This is a genomic window from Aeromonas sp. s10 (genome assembly GCF_040907975.1).
GTDB classification, from domain to species: Bacteria; Pseudomonadota; Gammaproteobacteria; order Enterobacterales; family Aeromonadaceae; genus Aeromonas; species Aeromonas caviae.
Window position 1 is genome coordinate 87,548 of record NZ_JBFOCV010000006.1, and the last position, 18,143, is coordinate 105,690.

The window sequence follows — 18,143 nt, forward strand, 5'->3', positions numbered from 1 at the left end:
GTTATGCGTCCTTAGCTCAGCTGGTTAGAGCATCACCTTGACATGGTGGGGGTCGGTGGTTCGAATCCACTAGGACGCACCATAACAGTTTGAATAAATTGCAGATATGAATTTGATACGGGTTTATAGCTCAGTCGGTTAGAACAGTACTTTGACATGGCGTAGGCAATGTCGTTGGTTCGAATCCGGTTGAACACAGATGTGGGTTTATAGCTCAGTTGGTTAGAGCACTACCTTGACATGGTAGGGGTCGTTGGTTCGAATCCAATTAAACCCACCACTCCCCTGCAATGACACACAAAGTCGCCTTGCGCACCCTGCGTCCTTAGCTCAGCTGGTTAGAGCATCACCTTGACATGGTGGGGGTCGGTGGTTCGAATCCACTAGGACGCACCAGATTTGAAAAGCCCGCTTGATAGCGGGCTTTTTGCATTGGTCGGCTCTGACAACCGCTCTCCCCCGTCATCTGCCTCCTGTCCCCTCTGGCCCGCGGGCCGCCATTGTCGTGCCATGGCCGCCGCGTTTACCTCGCGTTGTCAGAAGAGATCGAGCTGCTGGCCGCAGATCCGCTCGAACGACTCCCCCACAAAGGGAAGGATGGCGTCGGCGATGGGCCTGAGCTGCTTGTCGATGTAGTGCTCGTAGTCGACGGCGCTGCGCCGGTACTCCAAAGGCTCGGGGCCGTTCAGGGTCATCAGGTAGGCGATGGTGCCCCTGTGCTGATAGCGCTGGGGCAGGCCGCGGCGCAGATTCTCCTCGTCCGCCAGGCGCGCCGCCCGCACATGGGGTGGCACGTTCTTCTGATACTCCTCTAGCTTCTGGCGCAGCCGCTTGCGGTAGATGAGCAGATCGTCGTGACGGCCGGCCCGGGTCTCGTCCACCATGGTGCGCACATAGCTGCTGGGATCCTGGTCGTGGAACACCATTTCGTAGAGCCGGGTCTGGAATGCCTTGGCAAGGGGTGTCCAGTCGGTGCGCACCGTCTCCAGCCCCTTGAACACCAGGTGTTCCCCTTCCCCTTCGCCCACCAGTCCCGCATAGCGTTTCTTGCTCCCCTTCTCCAGCCCGCGAATGGTGGGCATCAGGAAACGGCGGTAGTGGGTCTCGTACTGGATCTCCAGATGGCTCGGCAGGTCGAACTCCCGCCTGATCAGCGCGGCCCAGTTGTCGTTGATCATCTTCGCCAGTCGCTGGCCAATCTCGTCCGCCTGTTCGAGACGGATATCGCTCCCCAGGTGCACGAAGGTGGAATCGGTATCCCCATAGATCACCTCGAACCCTTCTGCCTCTATCCACTCCCGGGTCTGCTGCATGATGCCGTGGCCCCGCAAGGTGATGGAGGAGGCGAGCCTCGGGTCGTAGAAGCGACAACCCCCCGACCCCAACACCCCGTAGAAGGAGTTCATGATGATCTTGATGGCCTGGGAGAGGGCCTTGTTACTGGCGGCCTTGGCCCGATCCCGCGCCGCCCAGAGGGTGGCGATGAGATCCGGCAGGAAGTGGCGGGTTCGGGAGAACAGGGCGCCGCGAAAGCCTGGAATGGCGTTATCCGGGTGTTTGAGCCCCTCCACCAGCCCCATGGGGTCGATGCAGAAGGTGCGGATGATGCTGGGATAGAGGCTCTTGAAGTCGAGCACCAGCACGTGGCGATAGAGCCCCGGCTTGGAGTCCATCACATAGCCGCCGGGGCTTGCGAGCCCGCCGTCTGCCGGCAGGTTGGGCGCCACATAGCCACCGCGGTGCAGCCGTGGCAGATAGAGGTTGGTGAACGCCGCCACCGACCCGCCCACCCGGTCGAGCTCAAGACCGGTGAGGGAGGCGCGTTCGATGACGAAGGGGATGAGGTGGCAGAAATCGAAGATCTCCCACACCAGCCTGCAATCTTCCAGGTTGTAGCGGGCCAGCGCCTCCTTGTCGGAGTGGAACAGTTCGGTGATCTTCTCCCCCCGGTTGGCCACGTCCTCGATGTCCTTGCCCCGCCCGAGCAGCTCGCTCGCCACCGCATCCAGGCTGTAGCTCGGGAACTGCCAGGTGGCGCTCTTGAGGGTATCGATGCCGTCCAGCACCATGCGCCCCGGGATGATGACGTTGCCGCTCTGGGGGTCGTTTCGGGACGAGCGCCAGAAGCAGAGCTCCCGCCCGCGCCCGAGCCGCAGCCGCCGCTTGTGGAGTTCGGCGCGGCGCAGCAGCAGGCGAAAGTCGAAATTCACCACGTTCCAGCCGATGACGAGATCAGGATCGTGCAGGCTGAACCAGCCCTCCAGGGCAGCGAGCAGGGCTGGCTCGTCCGCCACCCACTCGACGGGGGTCTCCCAGTCCTGCGAGTCCGGCTCCGGGGCACCAATCATGATGACCCGCGCGTCCTCTTCGCTATGAAGCCCCACCGAGAAGAGAGTGCCATCCATGGCGCACTCCACATCCAGGGAGACCCAGGAGAGGGTCGGCGTCACCGCCTGCGGCGCACAGCGCGCCTCGTTTACCTCCCAGTAACCCTGCCTGCCCCCCTTTCGCCTCGCCTTGCCGTCAAAGCGCATCCCGGCGGTGATGAAGCGCTCCATGAGAAAGCGCTCGGGCAGGCGGATATCCGCCTCGAAGTGCTCCAATCCGCGGATGAGCAGCAGCTCGATGGCGCGGTGAAAGGCGCTCAGGGTGGCAAAGTAGCAGCCCACCACCCGACTCCCCTCGAAGGTGTGCATGGGGAGGCGGCGAAAACGCCCCCTCACCCCGGCCCCCTTGAAGAGCTCTGCCGCCTCCTCCAGGTGGCGTTCCGGCAGGAAGAAGACCGGCTCCTGCCCCGGCACCACCACCCGTACCGGTCCCTGTGCGCTCCAGAGCCACATCACGATCTCGGTACGCCCCTGCACATCCCGACCATGGCGGGTCAGGATGAAGCCGTCGAGCGGCGGGGTCACGGGAGGGAGGGGCTGGATGTCGGTCATGCAGGTGGTCGGGCTCAAGAGTGGGATGGGACTATTGTACGTTCATACAGTACCCGGCTGCAATTGCCGGGCTAGGCCCTCAGGGCAGGCGCTGTGCCCCGTCTTTGCCATCCGGCGCCGGATTGGGGCATAGTAACCTCGGCATCACTCACCGGCACCGGGCAAGACGGCATGTCCAACTCCCGGCAGACGCAGCCACCTGCGCGCGTGCGCCAACCTTTTCCTCGACAAGGAGCACCCCATGACACAACAGTGGCAACGCATTGCCTCCCGCCTCACCGATGTGGGCGGCATCCCGGTGGCTCGCGCCATCCCGGTCAAGGAGCGGCGCACCATCGGGCCCTGGTGTTTTCTCGATCATATCGGCCCGACCCGCTTTGCCCCCGGCGCCCCCGGCATGGATGTGGGGCCCCACCCCCACATCGCCCTGCAGACCTTCACCTGGATGCTGGAGGGGGAGATCCTCCACCGGGACAGCCTGGGCAGCAAGCAGGTGATCCGTCCGGGCCAGGTGAACCTGATGACCGCAGGACGGGGCATCGCCCACACCGAGGAGTCGGTCCCGAACCAGCCCGATCTGCACGCCGCCCAGCTCTGGATAGCCCTGCCCGAGGCGGATCAGCATACCCCGCCCCGCTTCGATCACTACCCGACTCTTCCCTGCTGGCAGCAAGGGGAGATCACCCTCACCCTGCTCATCGGCGAGCACGGCAGCCAGCGCGCCCCCACCCTGCACTTCTCCCCCATTCTGGGGCTGGATCTGCACGCCCCCGAGGGAGGCGAGATCACCCTCCCCCTGGATCCCGCCTTCGAGCACGGCCTCTTTCCCCTCGCGGGGGAGACCATCGTCGCAGGGGAGGCCCTGGCCCCGGAGCAGCTGCTCTACCTGCCCCCCGGCAACCGGGAGGTAATGCTGACCCTGCGCCCGGGTGCCCGGCTGCTGCTCATTGGCGGCGAACCCCTGCCCAGACCGCTGCAGATCTGGTGGAACTTCGTGAGCGTCGACAAGGAGGCCATTCGCACCGCCGCCGCCGACTGGGAGAGCGGTCATCCGCGCTTTGGCGAGGTGACGGGTTACCAGGGGCCCCGTCTCAAGGCGCCACCCCTGACCGGGCTCTGAGCCAGGGTCCAAAACAAAAGAGCGCCCATGGCGCTCTTTTTGATTGGAATGAAGGCCCGTCAGGACTCCTCTTCCTGCTCCGCCTGCAACCTGGCCCGGCGGGCCATGGCCTCCTCCTGGGCACTCTCTATCTCGTGCAGCACGCCATCCAGATCGATGGCCTCCCGGCTCTCTTCGAACAGGCCGGTGAGCTCGGTCTCGGGGCCCAGCTTGCCATCCTCGAACAAGGACCACATCTCCCGGGCATACCGGGTCTTGAGCAGCTCGGGGGCATACATGCCGTAGTAGTTGCGCATGTTGTCGACATCCCGCTCCAGCATGGCCCTGGCCTGGTTGTTGGCGGCGGCATCCACCACCTGGGGCAGGTCGATGATGACGGGCCCCTCTTCATCCACCAGCACATTGAACTCCGAGAGATCCCCGTGAATGAGCCCGGCGCAGAGCATGCGCACCACGTAGCGGATCACCTTGCCATGATCCACCAGAGCCTGCTCACGGGTCAGGGCCACATCGTTGAGACGGGGAGCGACGTTGCCGTCGGCGTCGGTGATGAGCTCCATCAGCAGCACGCCATCGAGGCAGACATAGGGCCTGGGCACCCGCACCCCGGCCGCCGCCAGCTTGAACAGGGCATCCACCTCGGTGTTCTGCCACACCTCTTCGTGCTGCTTGCGACCGTACTTGGAGCCCTTCTCCATGGCGCGGGCATCGCGGCTGCTGCGCACCCGCCGCCCTTCCTGATAGACCACGGCCTGCTTGAAGCTGCGCTTTGACGCCTCTTTGTAGACCTTGGCGCAGCGGATCTCGTCGCCGCAGCGCACCACATAGACGTCGGCCTCTTTGCCGCTCATCAGCCGGCTGATGACATCGTCCACCAGGCCGTCATCAACCAGAGGTTGGATTCGATTTGGAATTTTCATGACCGCCCTTTTACCCTATTTGCACCTTGTTTGCACCTGTTTGCTGGTGGCCTGCCACCCCTGTCAGAAACGGCCCGCAAGGGGGCCGTGTCGATCAAGGTTCCGGTGGCAGCCCCTGGCGGATGCGGCGGATCCCCGCCTCGTAGAGACCGTCCTCGCCCTGATCGTGCTCCTGGGTTTCGAAGATCTTGAGAAACCACATGTACTGCTCGGGGAAGCGGCCAAGCTGCTGCTCCACCATGCGGTTCATCTGGTTGACGTCCGCCACCAGATCCGCGGTGGGATAAGGATCGAACGGCGCCTCGATCTCCAGCCGGTAGCACCCCTGATCCTCGTCGTAGCAGGCCAGAATGGGCACGGCGCGGGCACCGGTCAGCTTCACCAGCTTGGGCAGGGCCGGCAGGGTCGCCTTGGGGTGGTTGAAGAAGGGCACGAAGAGGCTCGCCTCCCGGCCGTGATCCTGATCCGGCAGATAGAAGAAGCTGTCGCCGCTGCGCAGGGCTTTGATGGCGGGCTTGATGCCGACGCTGCGCTCGTAGATACGCCCGCCCTTGCTGCGCTCACGGTTGATGTACCAGTCGAACACCGCATCCTTGGGGCTTTTCATCATGGTGCACATCTTGATCCCCTGGAGGGGGAAGTAGCGGCCAATCATGTCCACCGCCCAGGTGTGGGGCACCACGAAGATCATGGGGCGACCGGCTGCCCGCTCCGCTTCCACGTGTTCCCAGCCGCTCACCTTGACGCGCCCCTTGAGGAAGTCGGGGCTGCGCCAGGTCAGCTCGCCAAAGCCCAGGAAGGTCTTGAGCCCCACCCGGATGGATTTCAGCAGCAGGGCCTGACGGCCCACCTCGTCGAGATGGGGGAAGCAGATCTTGAGGTTGGTGTCAGCGATGTAGGCCTGCTTCCTGGAGACGCGCAGCAGCAGGGGGGCCAGGTAGTCGGCCAGCTTGTCCCGTGCCCTTGCCGGCACCCAGGCCAGCAGGGAGAGCAGGGCGACGGCCAGCCAGCTGCCCCACAGACGGGGGTGCAGCAGGCGCGGATGAAAAGAGGTATCAAACACCGGATCTTGTGCGGACATGGTCGCCATCGAATCATCAAAACAGACCGTCATTTTAGTGATCCTGACAACTTTTTCTACCCTGCCCTGCACAGCGCCACCGCGCCAAGTCACTGATCAGACAAGTTAGAAATAAAAAGTGGCCCGCTTGGGGCCACATTTTTGCACCGGGTGAGCGCAAGGCTCAGGGATGAGGAGCAAGGCCCCGGCGGATGCGCCGGATCCCCTCTTCGTAGAGGCCATCCGGCCCCACCTGATCCTCACGGGTGTCGAAGATCTTGAGGAACCACATGTACTGGCCCGGGTGGCGGCAGAGCTGGCGCTCCACGCTGTCGTTCATGCGGCAGGTATCCGCCATCAGATCCGCGCTCGGGTAGTCGGCGTAGGGAGCCTCGACCTCCAGCCGGTAGCCGTGCGCCTGCTCGTCATAGCAGGCCAGCACCGGCAGGGCCCGGGCACCGGTCAGCTTCACCAGCCGTGGCAGGGCCGGCAACGTCGCCTTGGGGTGGTTGAAGAAGGGGGCGAACAGGCTCGCCTCCCGGCCGTGATCCTGATCCGGCAGATAGAAGAAGCTCAGACCGGATTTCACCGCCTTGATCACCGGCTTGATGCCGACGCTACGCTCATAGACGCGGCAGCCGTGCCGGGCACGCGCGCCGTTGATGTGCCAGTCGAACACCGGGTTGCGGGCGCTCTTCATCATGGTGCACATGGGCAGGCCCCGCTGGGCGAAGTAGTAGCCCGCCGCGTCGATGGGCCAGCTGTGGGGCACCACCAGGATCACCGGTCGGCCAGCGGCCTGCTCCGCCTCGATATGCTCCCAGCCGCTGACCTGGATCCGCCCCATCACGTGGGCGGGGCTGCGCCAGGTGAACTCGCCAAAGCCCAGCAGGCTCTTGAGGCCGACCCGGATGGAGGTCATCAGGATGGCCTCCCGCTCGGCCTCGCTCTTCTCCTTGAAGCAGATGGCGAGGTTGGTCCTGGCGATGTAGATCTGCTTCTTCGAGATGGCGCATACCAGGGGCGTCAGAGCATCGGCCAGGCGATCCCGCCAGCGCGGAGGAACGAAGGCGAGCACACCGATGGCGCCGAGGGCGAGCCAGCTCAACCAGTAACGGGGGTGCAGCAGACGAGGCTGGAATCGGGCGTCAAACACGGGATCAGATGAGGACATGGGGCACGACAAAACAATGGGAAGATAAAGTGGCGCGCATCGTGACAGGTATTACCAGTTAACGCCAACTGAATGTCGCCTGTATGGGCAACTATTTAAGCCACTTCACGGATTGACAAAAACAATCTGCTTCATTTGATTCCCCTCTGTGTCACTGCATCACGAACGGCAGACCCCGCACGGGCGGGGTCGATGACGAGGGGGGATGAAAACCTTGTGCCTAGCGGCGTGCGGGCTGCCCCGGCAGGTCATCCTGCACGGCCGGCAGGAAGAACATCAGGTAACGCAGGGCCACGTAACCCACCACCAGGGTGGCCACCCCCAGCTCCAGATAGGCCAGCTGATGGAGCTGCTCGGCATAGCGGGCCGCCTGTGGCCACTGCGACAGCAGGTGACTCACCTTGAACAGGGCGGTGGCCCCGATCACCAGGGGGAAGGTGAAAGCGGCGTAACCCGGCGAGAACGGCAGGCGCAGCAGCTTGATGAAGGCCAGGTAGATGATGCCGGTCATCAGCACGGCGATCCCGAGCAGCACCGCCACCAGCAGCAGGGAGGGATCCTGGCTCACGGTGAGGTAGCCGGCCAGCGACAGGCTCGCCGGGGCGGCCAGGATGGCGATGGTGGGCTTGGCGGCATCCGGCACCTCGTGGCTGAAGATGAGGCGATAGAGCATCAGCGGCAGCATCAGGCCGTAGCAGGCCATGCCGAACCAGAGCAGGCCGGTGGCCAGGGATGCGAAGGGACCGCCCGGGTAGGCCACGTCAGCCACGATGATCCCCACCGGCGGCACGAACCAGCTCGGCACCATGTGATGGATTTCGAACGCTCTGGCCCTGTGCCAGACGAAAGTGGCGAGGAAGACGAGGTGGATGATGACCGCAAACAGCCAGAGCCCCTGCCCCAGGGTCGGGGCGAGCAGGCCGACCGCCTTGGAGACCACCATGGTCCCCATGGCGTAGGTGGGCACCACGCTGCCCACCACGGGATGGGCGAGATCCTGCCACAGCAGGCGCGGGTGGATCAGAAACTTGAAGGTCAGGACGAGGAGCAGCACGGCGGCGATGGCGGCCCCCAGCAGTTGCAGACGGCCATCGAACTGACCGGCATTTTCCCAGCACCAGCCGAGGCTGGCGATCCCCAGAGCCAGACCGGCCATGGGGGTCGGGGCGGCGGCCAGGGAGCGGCGGGTTCTTGCGATCATGGCGAATACCCTCTTGATGATGACGATGGGCATAGGATAAAGGGGGTCTATCGTTTACGATATCTAAATGAATTGAACTTAGCGTTTAGGAAAATCAAACGATATGAAGCTCACCCTGCAACAACTCAAGGTGTTTGCCACCATCGCCCGCCACGGCAACCTGGGGGGCGCCGCCAATGAACTCTGCCTGAGCAAGGGGGCCGTCTCCCAGTCGCTGCAGGAGCTGGAGCGCCAGCTCGCCACGCCCCTGTTCGACCGGGTGCACCCGAGGCTTCAGCTCAACAGCGAGGGGCGCCTGCTGCAACCGGCCGCCGAGGAGCTGCTGACCCGGATGCAGGAGATAGAGCAGCTCTTCAGCCCCGATGCCGAGCCGAGCGGCCAGCTGCACCTCGGGGCCAGCCAGACCATAGGCAACTACCTGCTGCCCGCCCTGCTGGCGGAGGGAGCCCAGGAGCTGGGGGCCGCCCCCAGGGTCACCATCGCCAACACCCACCTCCTTTGCCATGCCCTCGCCCACTTCGAACTGGATCTCGCCCTCATCGAGGGGGAGAACCACCACCCGGACCTGGTGAGCGAACCCTGGCTGGAGGACGAGATGCTCATCATCGCCGCCCCCGGTCACCCCCTGGCGGATCAGCTCGAGCTGCCCCTGCGCCGGCTTGCCGGGGAAACCTGGGTGCTGCGCGAGGCGCAATCCGGCAGCCGCGAGCAGTTCGAGCAGCAGCTCCAGCCTCACCTGCCCCGCTGGCAGGCGGGGATAGAGCTCAATACCCTGGAGGCGGTGATGCTGGCGGTGGAGAAGGGGCTCGGCCTCTCCTTCATCTCCCGCCTCGCGGTGGCGGACCGACTGGCACAGGGGCGCCTGGTGGCCCTCACCCCGAGTCGCCGCTTCCCCCGCCAGCTCTCCCTCGTCTGGCACAAGCAGAAGTTCCACTCCGCCGCCCTGCGCCGCTTCCTGGCCTTCTGCCGCGCCCAGACCCTGGCGTGAGAAGCCCTTCGGATACGACAAGGGCGCCATTGGCGCCCTTGTCGTTCAAGCGATGAGCCCTTCGGCCCTCCGCCCTTCCCCGGCCTCAGCCGGCGAGTCCCCCTTCAATCCAGCCGAGCACCTGCCGGGTCACGGCCTGGGGCACCCAGGGGGAGTCCAGCAGCCGGTGGCGCAGGCAATCGGCGAAGTGATCCGCCTCGTGCTGCATGCCGCCCCCCTCCACCGGCAGATAGATGTCCGCCGGCCAGATGACGGGGGCAGGCCCCCCTTGCCAGCGAATGTGCTGGGGATTCCACCACTTGCCCTCGATGACCAGGCGCCACCCCTCCCCGGACAAGGACGCTTCCCGCTCGAGATCCTCGATGATGGAGGCCCCGAGCTCGGCCCGAAACGGCTCATCGAACGTGAAGCTGGCGGTGAGATCCACCTCCCCCGGAGCCCGCGTCAGCGTCACCTCGGGGGCGGGGCAGCCCAGCCCCAGCCGATGGCAGAGGGCGGCATGGAGCCAGAGGGGATAGACCCCCACGTCCCAGGCAGCGCCGCCATCCAGCGCCGGATCGAACAGCTTGCCCACCTTCGGCTGGGCCGAACCGAACGCCGCCCGCAGCTCGCGCGGCGGCGGCAGCAGGGGCAGGCGCTGCAACAGGGCGCGCATGGCGGGGAAGCACATCACCTTCATGGCCTCGAGCAGCAGCAGGCCCCGTGCGTGGGCGAGCGCCACCAGGGCGTCCCAATCCGCTACCCGGGTCACCGCCGGTTTCTCCACCAGTACGTGCTTGCCCGCCAGCAGCATCTGCCTCACCAGACCCGCGTGCTCCGGGTGGATGACCGCCACATAGACGGCCTCCACCTCGGGGCTGGCGGCCAGGGCCTCATAGCTGCCATAGGCGTGGGGCAGCCCCAGATCCCGGGCGAACTCGTCCGCCCGTCCCTGGTCCCGGGCGGCGATGGCCACCACCTCGGCTCCCCTGGCGTGCCCGTTCACATCGCGGCAAAAACGCCGGGCGATGGCCCCCGCCCCGGCAATGCCAAAGCGCAGGGGCGCCCTTGTCTCGTCGTGCATCGTCTCTCCTTGCTACCCAATGGTGGACCCCGGCATCACGCCGGGCGCGGGCTCCCGGCCAGGCTGCGCAGCCAGCTTATCTCCTCGCCCCAGATGGACTCATCGATGGTCTCGAGGATAAGCGGGATGCCGTCGAAACGGTCGTCGTTCATGATGTGGTGGAACACCGCCTCGCCGAGGTTGCCCTCCCGCAGGCTGTGGTGACGGTCGACCCGACTACCGAAGGTACACTTGGCGCCGTTGATATGCATCCCCTTGAGGTACTCGAACCCCACGATGCGGTCGAAGTCGGCAAACACCGCCTCGCACCCCTCGGGGGTACGCAGATCGTAACCGGCGGCGAAGGCGTGGCAGGTGTCAAAGCAGACGCCGACCCGACTCTTGTCCTCTACCCCGTCGATGAGGGTGGCCAGGTGCTCGAACGACCAGCCGAGGTTGGTACCCTGGCCTGCGGTATTCTCGATCACCGCCGTCACCCCTTCACTGCGCTCCAGCGCCCAGTTGATGGACTCGCTCACGAGCTTGAGGCTCACCGCCTCGGGGATCTGCTTGAGATGGCTGCCCGGGTGGAAGTTCAGGTAGCACAGCCCCAGTTGCTCGCAGCGCTTCATCTCGTCCAGAAACGCATCCCGGGACTTGGCGAGGGCGTCGGGGTCGGGATGACCCAGGTTGATGAGGTAGCTGTCGTGGGGCAGGATCTGCTCGGGACGAAAGCCCTCCTTCTCGCAGGCGGCCTTGAAGGCGCGAATACTGGCCTCGGAGAGGGGCGCCGCCTGCCACTGGCGCTGGTTTTTGGTAAACAGGGCGAAGGCGTTGGCCCCGATGGCTTTGGCCCGGGCGATGGTGTTTTCCACCCCGCCCGCCGCACTGACGTGGGCTCCGATAAATTTCATCTCATCTCCTGTGCACTGTGACCGGGTGCCTGCCGCGCTGGCCACCGCACCCGTTGCCGGGGCGCCATTATGCCCAAGCCAACCCCTTGCGCCAAACCGGGATTGTCGATGGGCGCAATGGAAAAGGCGCCCGAAGGCGCCTTGATGAGAGACAGAACATCCCTGTCCGTCAATAGGCCAGACCGGCCCCGTAGGGATAGAGCGGGCTTTGTGAGTCCTTGGCCACGTCCGGGGACTGGGCCAGCACCGCCTGCCAGCTCGAGGGCAGCTCGAAGGGGAGCTTGCCGCGTGCCTTCTGGGTGCCGCTCATGACATCGAACAGGGCCTGATCCAGGGCGCCGAAGTTGGCGAGCAGCACCCGGGCCGCCGGGGCGACCTCGGTCAGGATGGCGGGCCTGTCCAGATAGACGGAGAGCACCAGGGGCACCCCGGCCTGCTCGATGGCCTGGATGGCGGCATAGTCATCCGCGCCGCGGTAGACCCCTTCATGGGCCGTCTCCTGCACCACCTGATCATTGCTTGCAAAACCGAGCTGACCGAAGTGGATGCTGCCAAACGGGAAGCGGGGATCCTGCTCGCCCGGGGCGTTGACCCGCACGATGGCAAGCTCCGCGTCGGCCAGGTTCGTCACCACCGTATAGCCGTTGGTCCTGGCCACCTCGGCGTTGACATTGTGCAGATAGACCCGCTTGCCGTCCGCCTTCAGCGGCAGCAGGGCCCCCTCGTTCTTCAGCAGCACGTGAGACGCCGCCTGGGCGGCCTGGGCCTCCTGCTGGAACTCGGCCTTGCCCACCAGGGCCACCGCGGCCTCGGCATCCACATAGGGATTCTCGAAGAGCCCGAGGGCAAACTTCTGGGCCAGGATCCGCTCGGCCGAGGTGGTGATGGCCGCCTCGGTCACCAGACCGCTCTGCACCGCCGCCAGCAGGGGAGCCGGATCTTCCACGCCACCGAACTGATCCACCCCGGCGTCTATGGCCTTGGCGTAGCGCTCGGCCTTGGTGAGCTTCTCCACGCCCCAGGACATGCCAAAGGGCACGGTCCAGGGGCTCACACCGGCATTGACTTCATCCTGGGTCAACCCCTGCTCGCAGCGGCTGTCACAGTCATTGACGATGCCCCAGTCGCTCAGCACCACACCGTCAAACTTGAAGTGGCCCCGCAACAGATCCGTGATGATCTGGCGGTTGAAGCCAAACCCCACCTCCTCGACGGGCTGCCCATCCTGGGTCAGGCCCAGGGGCATGGCGTAGTAGGGCATCACGGCGGCCACCCTGGCCTCGAAGGCGCCCTCGAAGGGCACCAGGTGGTAGGCAAACTGGCCGCCGGGGTAAATCTGCTCCTTGCCCCAGGGGTTGTGGGCATCCAGCCCGTCCTTCTGGGGACCGGCCCCGGCGAAGTGCTTGACCACGGTGACCACGCTCTCCTTGCCTATCCCCTCGCTCCCCTGCTGGAAGCCCTCGATGTAGGCCTTGACCAGAGACTTGGCGAGCAGGTTGTCTTCCCCGAAGGTGCCGTTGATGCGGCCCCAGCGCGGCTCGGTCGCGAGATCCGCCTGGGGCGAGAGGGCCTCGTGGATGCCGACGGCCCGGTACTCCTGACGGGCGATGTCGCCAAAGCGCTGCACCAGGGCAGCATCGCCGATGGCGGCAAGCCCCAGGGTCTCGGGCCACTGGGAGAAGGCCCCGGCACCGATGCTGGTGGCGTTCGGATCATGGGTGAAGTGGTTGCGGGGATCCGTGCTCACCGTCATGGGGATGCCGAATCCCACCCCTTCCAGCAGGGCCTGCAGGGTGTTGTTGTCCGCGGCGATGGCCGCCGGATCACCGGCCATCCGGGTGATGAAGGTGTTGACCCCGTCCTCGCGCAGCATCTTGTCCATGGCCGCGAGGTTCACCCGCCCCGCCCCGTCCAGCACCAGGGTGCCGTGCATCATCAGCCCTGCCTTCTGGGCCAGGGTGAGCCTGCCCACCAGATCCCGGGCTCGCTCGGCGGCGCCGAGGCGCCAGTCCTCGTAGGGGGTCAGGGTGCCGCTGCCATCGAGATCCTTGAATTGCAGGCCGTCCTGCTCGATGAGGGTGACGGTGCGGTGGCCCAGAACGGGCTGCTCGGGCTTGGGGGTGGAGTCGTTGTCGTTGCACCCTGCCAGCAGCAGGGCCCCGATGGCGAGGGCGACACGGGTTCGGGAGAGCGAGTGGTGTTTCATTGTTGTTATCTTCCTTGTGTGTGTAGGAGTCGCCACTCTATGCAAAAGCGGCCCCTCTCACTTGCCCGTCGGGTGCAGGAAGTTGCCGGTTGGGAGCAGGATTGAAAAGTGTGAAAAGGGTTGCAGGGTTACCCTTGGTTACAAATCTGAAACATGAAAGCGGCGCTGGCTCACGGCAATCCGCCGCCGTTGGCCGATGATGGTGGGCCACCGCTGACAAGGATTTTTGCCGTGAAGACCGTCTCCAACCGGATTGCCCTGCACTGCCTCAACCACTGGCAGGCCCGCGGGCGGGATCCTGCTGCCCTCCTGCACCCCTGCGGCATCGCTCACGAAGAGCTGCTGATCCCCCAGGGGCGGCTCGACACCGGGCGCCACTTCCGGCTGCTGGCCGGGGCAGCCCCCCACGTGGATCTGGCCCTCGACTGGACGCCCCCCGCCCTCCCCGGCCTCTTTGCCGACTTCATGTCGCTGGCGAGCCTGTGCTGCAACGCCGCCACCCTTCGCCAGGCCCTGCACTTCTTCCTCGCCTACCGCCCCCTTATCGGCGAGAGCGACGAGATCCGCCTGCAAGAAGAAGAGGGGCAGGCCAGGATCAGCTACCACTCGGAGTCCGATCACCCGGACGTCATCGCCCTGAGCAGCCTGGCCAACCTCTGCCACCTCTATGCCCTGCTCCAGTTCTACCACCCGGGCCAGGGGCTGCTGGTGCTGCCCACCCCGGTACGCCCCAGGCTGTGGCGTGAGCTGGCAGGCTGGCTGGAAGGGCGGTTGCAACAGGGGGCGGCCTTCGAGCTGCGCTTTCCCGCCGCCTTGCTCGATCTCGCCCACGGGCAGTGCAACCTGCCCCTGCAACCCCTGCTGCTCGGGGAGCTCGACCGGCAGATGGCCCAGCTTCGCCCCAGCAGCCGCTACCGGGACAGGGTGATGGCACTCATCCGCCAGCAGCTGTGGCAAGAGAGCGCCGAGGCCTCCTCTCTGCTCGATGGGGTGTGCGAGCACCTCAAACTGACCCGCTGGACCCTCAACCGCCATCTGCGGGAGGAAGGGTGCCACTTCTCGGGCCTGCTGGAGCGGGTGCGCCGGGAGGAGGCCTGCCGCCTGTTGCAGGATCCCGCCCTCCCCCTGCAGACAGTGGGGGAGCGCCTGGGTTTTGCCCGCCAGAGCAGCTTTACCCGCTTCTTTCGCGAGGCGTTTGCCCTCTCGCCGAGGGAGTTTCGCTCAAGGCGCAGCCGCCTCTGAGGCGCCCCCGAGATGGGCGGCGAGCAACCCCGCCAGCCAGTGGATGAAGAGCTGGACCCTGGGGGCCAGTTGGCGGCGATGGGCATAGAGGGCGTGGATGGGGAGCGGCGGCGGCTGCCACTGGGGCAGGATGCTCACCAGCTCGCCCCCCGCGAGCAGGGATTCGACCCCCACCCGCGGCATCTGGATGATGCCAAGCCCCGCCAGCGCCGCCGCCAGGTAGGTCTCGCTGTCATTGACCATGAGGGCCCCCGCCATGGGCAGCAGGGCGCGGCGGCCATCTTCCGCCAGGTATTCAAAGCCGGGCTCGCTGCGCCCCTGCCCGGCACCAAACCCGGGACCATAGTGCACCAGCCGGTGGCCCGCCAGATCCCCAAGGGTGCGGGGCACCCCGTGGCGAGCCAGGTAGCCTGCGCTGGCACAGTTGATCTGGCGATAGTGACCAAGGGGCCTGGCCACCAGGCTGGAGGGCTCAAGCCCCCCGACCCGCACCACGCAGTCAAACCCCTCGCGCACCAGATCCACCCGCCTGTCCGTGCTGCTCAGCATCAGTTGCAGGGCGGGATGCTGCGCCAGAAAGTCTGGCAGGGCCGGGATCACCAGGTGGCGGGCCATCCGGCTTGGCATGTCGACCCGCAGTTGTCCCGAGATCTGCCCCCCCTGGCGAAACAGGCCGTCAAACTCCTCCATGTCCGCCAAAAGCTCCCGGCATCTGGCATAGCAGAGCTGGCCGTCCGTGGTGAGCTGCACCCGCCGCGTGGTACGCAGCAGGAGCCGGGTCCCCATGCGCTCCTCCAGCCGACGGATGGCGGCAGAGAGGGTCGCCTTGGGGATGCCCGTCTGCTCGGCGCAGCGGGTAAAACTCTCCAGCTCGGCAACCCGCACGAAGGCTCTCATCGCATCCAGTTGATCCATGGTCTGATTGTCTCGATAAACGGAACAGTGATTCTATTATCACGCTATTTATCCAGTTTAAAAGGAACAATACAGTGATCCGGTCGGCTCGTATCGAGCCTGTGTCCGCCACCCTGACAGGAGTCATACCATGACCAGACCCATCGCCCTCATCACCGGGGCCAGCCGCGGCCTTGGCAAGCACGGGGCCCTGGCCCTCGCCGCCAAAGGCGTCGACCTCATCATCACCTACCGCAGCCAGGCCGCAGAGGCGGAGGCGGTGGTGGCCCAGGCCCGCGCCCTCGGCGTTCGGGCCCATGCCCTGGCTCTGGACGTGGGCGAGAGCGCCACCTTCGCGGCCTTTGCAGAGGAGGTGACGCAACTGCTCGCCCGGGAGTGGCAGCGCACCCATTTCAACTTCCTGGTCAACAACGCCGGGATCGGCATTCATGCCAGCTTCGAGCAGACCACGGAGCAGCAGTTCGACACCCTGCTCAACATCCACCTCAAGGGGACCTTCTTCCTGACCCAGGCGCTCCTGCCCCTCCTGGCAGATGGCGGTCGCATCCTCAACCTCTCCACCGGCCTCACCCGCTTCGCCATGCCGGGTTATGCCGCCTATGCCGCCATGAAGGGGGGCGTCGAGGTGCTCACCCAGTATCTGGCCAAGGAGCTGGGCCCCAGGGGCATCGCGGTCAACGTGCTGGCCCCCGGCGCCATCGAGACCGATTTTGGTGGCGGCGTGGTGCGCGACAACAAGGGAGTCAACGACTTTCTCGCGAGCCAGACCGCCCTTGGCCGGGTGGGTCAGCCCGACGACATCGGTGGTGCCATCGCCGCCCTGCTCTCCGATGACTGCCGCTGGATCACCGCCCAGCGCATCGAAGCCTCGGGCGGCATGTTTATCTAGGCGGTCATGGTTGCCTGCTGCACAAACAAGGAAGGCCCCCTCCGATGAGGGGGCCTTCCGGCATTGGGCAGACGAGGTGCGGCGCACCGGGCCCGTTACAGGGTCTTGCCACCGCTTGCAATGACCTGGCTGTACCAGTGGAAGCTCTCTTTCTTGATGCGACGAAGAGACCCTCCCTGCTCGTCCCTGTCCACGTAGACAAAGCCGTAGCGCTTCTGGTAGCCGTTGAGCCAGCTCAGGATGTCGGTGAAGGACCAGGCGCAATATCCAATCAGCTCGACCCCGTCCTGCATCGCCTCCTGGCACGCCTTGAGGTGGCTGTGCAGATAGGCGATACGGTAGTCGTCGTTCACCTTGTCCCCGGCTTCCAGCTTGTCGAACTCCCCCAGGCCGTTCTCGGTGATCATCAGCGGCAGGGCGTAGCGGGAGGAGAGCCGGCGCAGGGCGATGCGCATCCCGGTGGGATCGATGGCCCAGTCCCAGTTGCTGGTCTCAAGGTGCGGATTGGGGGCCGTCTTGTAGAGGCCGGGAATGCCGCTGGAGGGCGTAGTGCCCTTCTTGCCCGTGGTGTTGATGCGCTGCATCGTCTGGCCGCCGAGGGGGTTGTCGGTGAAGGTCAGGGTGTAGTAGTAGTTGACCCCGATGTAGTCGGGGGTGCCTTCGCGCAAGAGCTCGAGATCGCCCGGCAGGATCTCCGGCGCCTCGCCGGTCTCCCGCAGATAGGCGAGCGCCGCCTGGGGGTAACGGCCGAAGCAGTAGGCATCCAGCCACCAGAGGTTGGTGAACTCCTCGGCATTCTCGAACGCCAGCATGTCGCTCGGGGCGCAGGAGGCCGGATAGGCGGGGGAGTACGCAAAGCTCGGCCCGATCAGGCCGTTTGGCACGTGCTGGCGAAACGCCTTGATGACCCGGGCATTGGCGAGAAACGCGATGTGGTTGGCGGCGAAGAAACGCGTTCTGTCCTGCACGGCGGGAGGATGGGTGCCCAGCTGGTAGGCGTTGGTCAGGTTGTAGTTCTGCTCGTTGAGGGACACCCAGTACTTCACCTTGCCGGCGAAGCGCTGATAGAGGGTGACGCAGTAGCGCTCGAAGTCGTCGATGATCCGCCTGTCTTCCCAGCCGCCGTACTCATCCTGCAGGGCCTGGGGGAGATCCCAGTGATAGAGGGTCAGCACAGGCTCGATGCCGTGGGCCAGCAGGGCATCGATGAGCCTGTCGTAGAAGGCGAGCCCCGCCTCGTTCACCTCGCCACGCCCCGTCGGGTAGATGCGCGGCCAGCTCACCGAGAAGCGATAGGCCTTGAGCCCCATCTCGGCCATCAGCGCCACGTCCTCTTCCACCCTGTGGTAGTGATCCACCGCCACGTCTCCGTTGCTCCCGTCAAAGGTCTTGCCCGGCAGCTTGGTGAAGCTGTCCCATACCGAGGGGCCCTTGCCCTCCTCGTTCCAGGCCCCTTCCACCTGATAGGCGGCGGAGGCGGCGCCCCAGAGGAAACCGTTCGGGAAGTCGTTGAACTTGTGATGATGCATCTGG

Annotated in this window: 14 protein-coding genes and 3 tRNA genes; 7 read left to right on the forward strand and 10 right to left on the reverse strand. The window is 65.4% G+C overall.

Going from position 1 to position 18,143, the window contains the following annotated elements:
- Positions 1–5 precede the first annotated feature (5 nt).
- The 3 genes from AB5Y59_RS01015 (at position 6) to AB5Y59_RS01025 (ending at position 396) form a co-directional block, all read left to right on the forward strand.
- Positions 6–82 (forward strand) — tRNA-Val (locus AB5Y59_RS01015).
- Positions 83–203: 121 nt separating this feature from the next.
- Positions 204–280: transfer RNA gene (locus AB5Y59_RS01020), tRNA-Val, on the forward strand.
- A gap of 39 nt (positions 281–319) precedes the next feature.
- Positions 320–396: transfer RNA gene (locus AB5Y59_RS01025), tRNA-Val, on the forward strand.
- A gap of 140 nt (positions 397–536) precedes the next feature.
- Here AB5Y59_RS01025 and AB5Y59_RS01030 read toward each other — a convergent pair.
- Positions 537–2,939: a DNA polymerase II gene (locus AB5Y59_RS01030; protein WP_368211300.1), complete on the reverse strand. Its 2,403-nt coding sequence runs from the start codon at positions 2,937–2,939 to the stop codon at positions 537–539.
- A gap of 241 nt (positions 2,940–3,180) precedes the next feature.
- On the opposite strand from AB5Y59_RS01030, the gene AB5Y59_RS01035 reads away from it, so the two are divergent.
- A complete protein-coding gene (locus AB5Y59_RS01035; protein ID WP_322131930.1) occupies positions 3,181–4,059 on the forward strand; it encodes a pirin family protein in 879 nt (292 codons plus the stop codon).
- A gap of 59 nt (positions 4,060–4,118) precedes the next feature.
- Here the strand turns inward: AB5Y59_RS01035 and AB5Y59_RS01040 are convergent, their stop codons facing one another.
- The 4 genes from AB5Y59_RS01040 to AB5Y59_RS01055 form a co-directional block, all read right to left on the reverse strand.
- Complete coding sequence (locus tag AB5Y59_RS01040) at positions 4,119–4,979, reverse strand: PA4780 family RIO1-like protein kinase (RefSeq protein ID WP_029314478.1); 861 nt, start codon at positions 4,977–4,979, stop codon at positions 4,119–4,121.
- 94 nt (positions 4,980–5,073) lie between these two features.
- Positions 5,074–6,069: a lauroyl-Kdo(2)-lipid IV(A) myristoyltransferase gene (locus AB5Y59_RS01045; RefSeq protein ID WP_322131931.1), complete on the reverse strand. Its 996-nt coding sequence runs from the start codon at positions 6,067–6,069 to the stop codon at positions 5,074–5,076.
- Positions 6,070–6,223: 154 nt separating this feature from the next.
- A complete protein-coding gene (locus AB5Y59_RS01050; RefSeq protein ID WP_319894558.1) occupies positions 6,224–7,213 on the reverse strand; it encodes a lipid A biosynthesis (KDO)2-(lauroyl)-lipid IVA acyltransferase in 990 nt (329 codons plus the stop codon).
- A gap of 220 nt (positions 7,214–7,433) precedes the next feature.
- On the reverse strand, positions 7,434–8,414 hold the full coding sequence (locus tag AB5Y59_RS01055; RefSeq protein WP_039039171.1) for a TDT family transporter: 981 nt from the start codon (positions 8,412–8,414) through the stop codon (positions 7,434–7,436).
- A gap of 103 nt (positions 8,415–8,517) precedes the next feature.
- Here AB5Y59_RS01055 and AB5Y59_RS01060 point away from each other — a divergent pair, with 103 nt between their 5' ends.
- Complete coding sequence (locus AB5Y59_RS01060; protein ID WP_201969015.1) at positions 8,518–9,402, forward strand: LysR substrate-binding domain-containing protein; 885 nt, start codon at positions 8,518–8,520, stop codon at positions 9,400–9,402.
- A gap of 85 nt (positions 9,403–9,487) precedes the next feature.
- Here the strand turns inward: AB5Y59_RS01060 and AB5Y59_RS01065 are convergent, their stop codons facing one another.
- The 3 genes from AB5Y59_RS01065 to AB5Y59_RS01075 all read right to left on the reverse strand — a co-directional run bounded on the left by AB5Y59_RS01065 (position 9,488) and on the right by AB5Y59_RS01075 (position 13,564).
- Positions 9,488–10,465: a Gfo/Idh/MocA family protein gene (locus AB5Y59_RS01065; RefSeq protein WP_201921845.1), complete on the reverse strand. Its 978-nt coding sequence runs from the start codon at positions 10,463–10,465 to the stop codon at positions 9,488–9,490.
- 35 nt (positions 10,466–10,500) lie between these two features.
- Complete coding sequence (gene nfo / locus AB5Y59_RS01070) at positions 10,501–11,358, reverse strand: deoxyribonuclease IV (protein ID WP_041215226.1); 858 nt, start codon at positions 11,356–11,358, stop codon at positions 10,501–10,503.
- Positions 11,359–11,527: 169 nt separating this feature from the next.
- Complete coding sequence (locus tag AB5Y59_RS01075; RefSeq protein WP_322131928.1) at positions 11,528–13,564, reverse strand: glycoside hydrolase family 3 N-terminal domain-containing protein; 2,037 nt, start codon at positions 13,562–13,564, stop codon at positions 11,528–11,530.
- 231 nt (positions 13,565–13,795) lie between these two features.
- On the opposite strand from AB5Y59_RS01075, the gene AB5Y59_RS01080 reads away from it, so the two are divergent.
- Positions 13,796–14,806 carry an AraC family transcriptional regulator gene (locus tag AB5Y59_RS01080; protein WP_045524801.1) on the forward strand — a complete coding sequence of 337 codons (1,011 nt, stop codon included), beginning with the start codon at positions 13,796–13,798 and terminating at the stop codon, positions 14,804–14,806.
- On the opposite strand, the gene AB5Y59_RS01085 is transcribed toward AB5Y59_RS01080, so the two are convergent.
- On the reverse strand, positions 14,786–15,721 hold the full coding sequence (locus AB5Y59_RS01085) for a LysR family transcriptional regulator (RefSeq protein ID WP_043156112.1): 936 nt from the start codon (positions 15,719–15,721) through the stop codon (positions 14,786–14,788). The genes AB5Y59_RS01080 and AB5Y59_RS01085 overlap by 21 nt on opposite strands.
- Before the next feature lie 130 nt (positions 15,722–15,851).
- Here AB5Y59_RS01085 and AB5Y59_RS01090 point away from each other — a divergent pair, with 130 nt between their 5' ends.
- On the forward strand, positions 15,852–16,610 hold the full coding sequence (locus AB5Y59_RS01090) for an SDR family NAD(P)-dependent oxidoreductase (RefSeq protein WP_368211303.1): 759 nt from the start codon (positions 15,852–15,854) through the stop codon (positions 16,608–16,610).
- Between the two features lie 95 nt (positions 16,611–16,705).
- On the opposite strand, the gene AB5Y59_RS01095 is transcribed toward AB5Y59_RS01090, so the two are convergent.
- Complete coding sequence (locus AB5Y59_RS01095) at positions 16,706–18,139, reverse strand: glycoside hydrolase family 1 protein (protein ID WP_319859709.1); 1,434 nt, start codon at positions 18,137–18,139, stop codon at positions 16,706–16,708.
- Positions 18,140–18,143: the final 4 nt, after the last annotated feature.

What these genes read in the sequence shown, in the direction of transcription:
- AB5Y59_RS01055 (WP_039039171.1), bottom strand. Translation starts at nt 8,414, where the DNA reads ATGATCGCAAGAACCCGCCGCTCCCTGGCCGCCGCCCCGACCCCCATG.
- AB5Y59_RS01065 (WP_201921845.1), bottom strand. Translation starts at nt 10,465, where the DNA reads ATGCACGACGAGACAAGGGCGCCCCTGCGCTTTGGCATTGCCGGGGCG.
- AB5Y59_RS01075 (WP_322131928.1), bottom strand. Translation starts at nt 13,564, where the DNA reads ATGAAACACCACTCGCTCTCCCGAACCCGTGTCGCCCTCGCCATCGGG.
- AB5Y59_RS01030 (WP_368211300.1), bottom strand. Translation starts at nt 2,939, where the DNA reads ATGACCGACATCCAGCCCCTCCCTCCCGTGACCCCGCCGCTCGACGGC.
- AB5Y59_RS01035 (WP_322131930.1), top strand. Translation starts at nt 3,181, where the DNA reads ATGACACAACAGTGGCAACGCATTGCCTCCCGCCTCACCGATGTGGGC.
- AB5Y59_RS01095 (WP_319859709.1), bottom strand. Translation starts at nt 18,139, where the DNA reads ATGCATCATCACAAGTTCAACGACTTCCCGAACGGTTTCCTCTGGGGC.
- AB5Y59_RS01050 (WP_319894558.1), bottom strand. Translation starts at nt 7,213, where the DNA reads ATGTCCTCATCTGATCCCGTGTTTGACGCCCGATTCCAGCCTCGTCTG.
- AB5Y59_RS01090 (WP_368211303.1), top strand. Translation starts at nt 15,852, where the DNA reads ATGACCAGACCCATCGCCCTCATCACCGGGGCCAGCCGCGGCCTTGGC.
- AB5Y59_RS01045 (WP_322131931.1), bottom strand. Translation starts at nt 6,069, where the DNA reads ATGGCGACCATGTCCGCACAAGATCCGGTGTTTGATACCTCTTTTCAT.
- nfo (WP_041215226.1), bottom strand. Translation starts at nt 11,358, where the DNA reads ATGAAATTTATCGGAGCCCACGTCAGTGCGGCGGGCGGGGTGGAAAAC.
- AB5Y59_RS01085 (WP_043156112.1), bottom strand. Translation starts at nt 15,721, where the DNA reads ATGGATCAACTGGATGCGATGAGAGCCTTCGTGCGGGTTGCCGAGCTG.
- AB5Y59_RS01060 (WP_201969015.1), top strand. Translation starts at nt 8,518, where the DNA reads ATGAAGCTCACCCTGCAACAACTCAAGGTGTTTGCCACCATCGCCCGC.
- AB5Y59_RS01040 (WP_029314478.1), bottom strand. Translation starts at nt 4,979, where the DNA reads ATGAAAATTCCAAATCGAATCCAACCTCTGGTTGATGACGGCCTGGTG.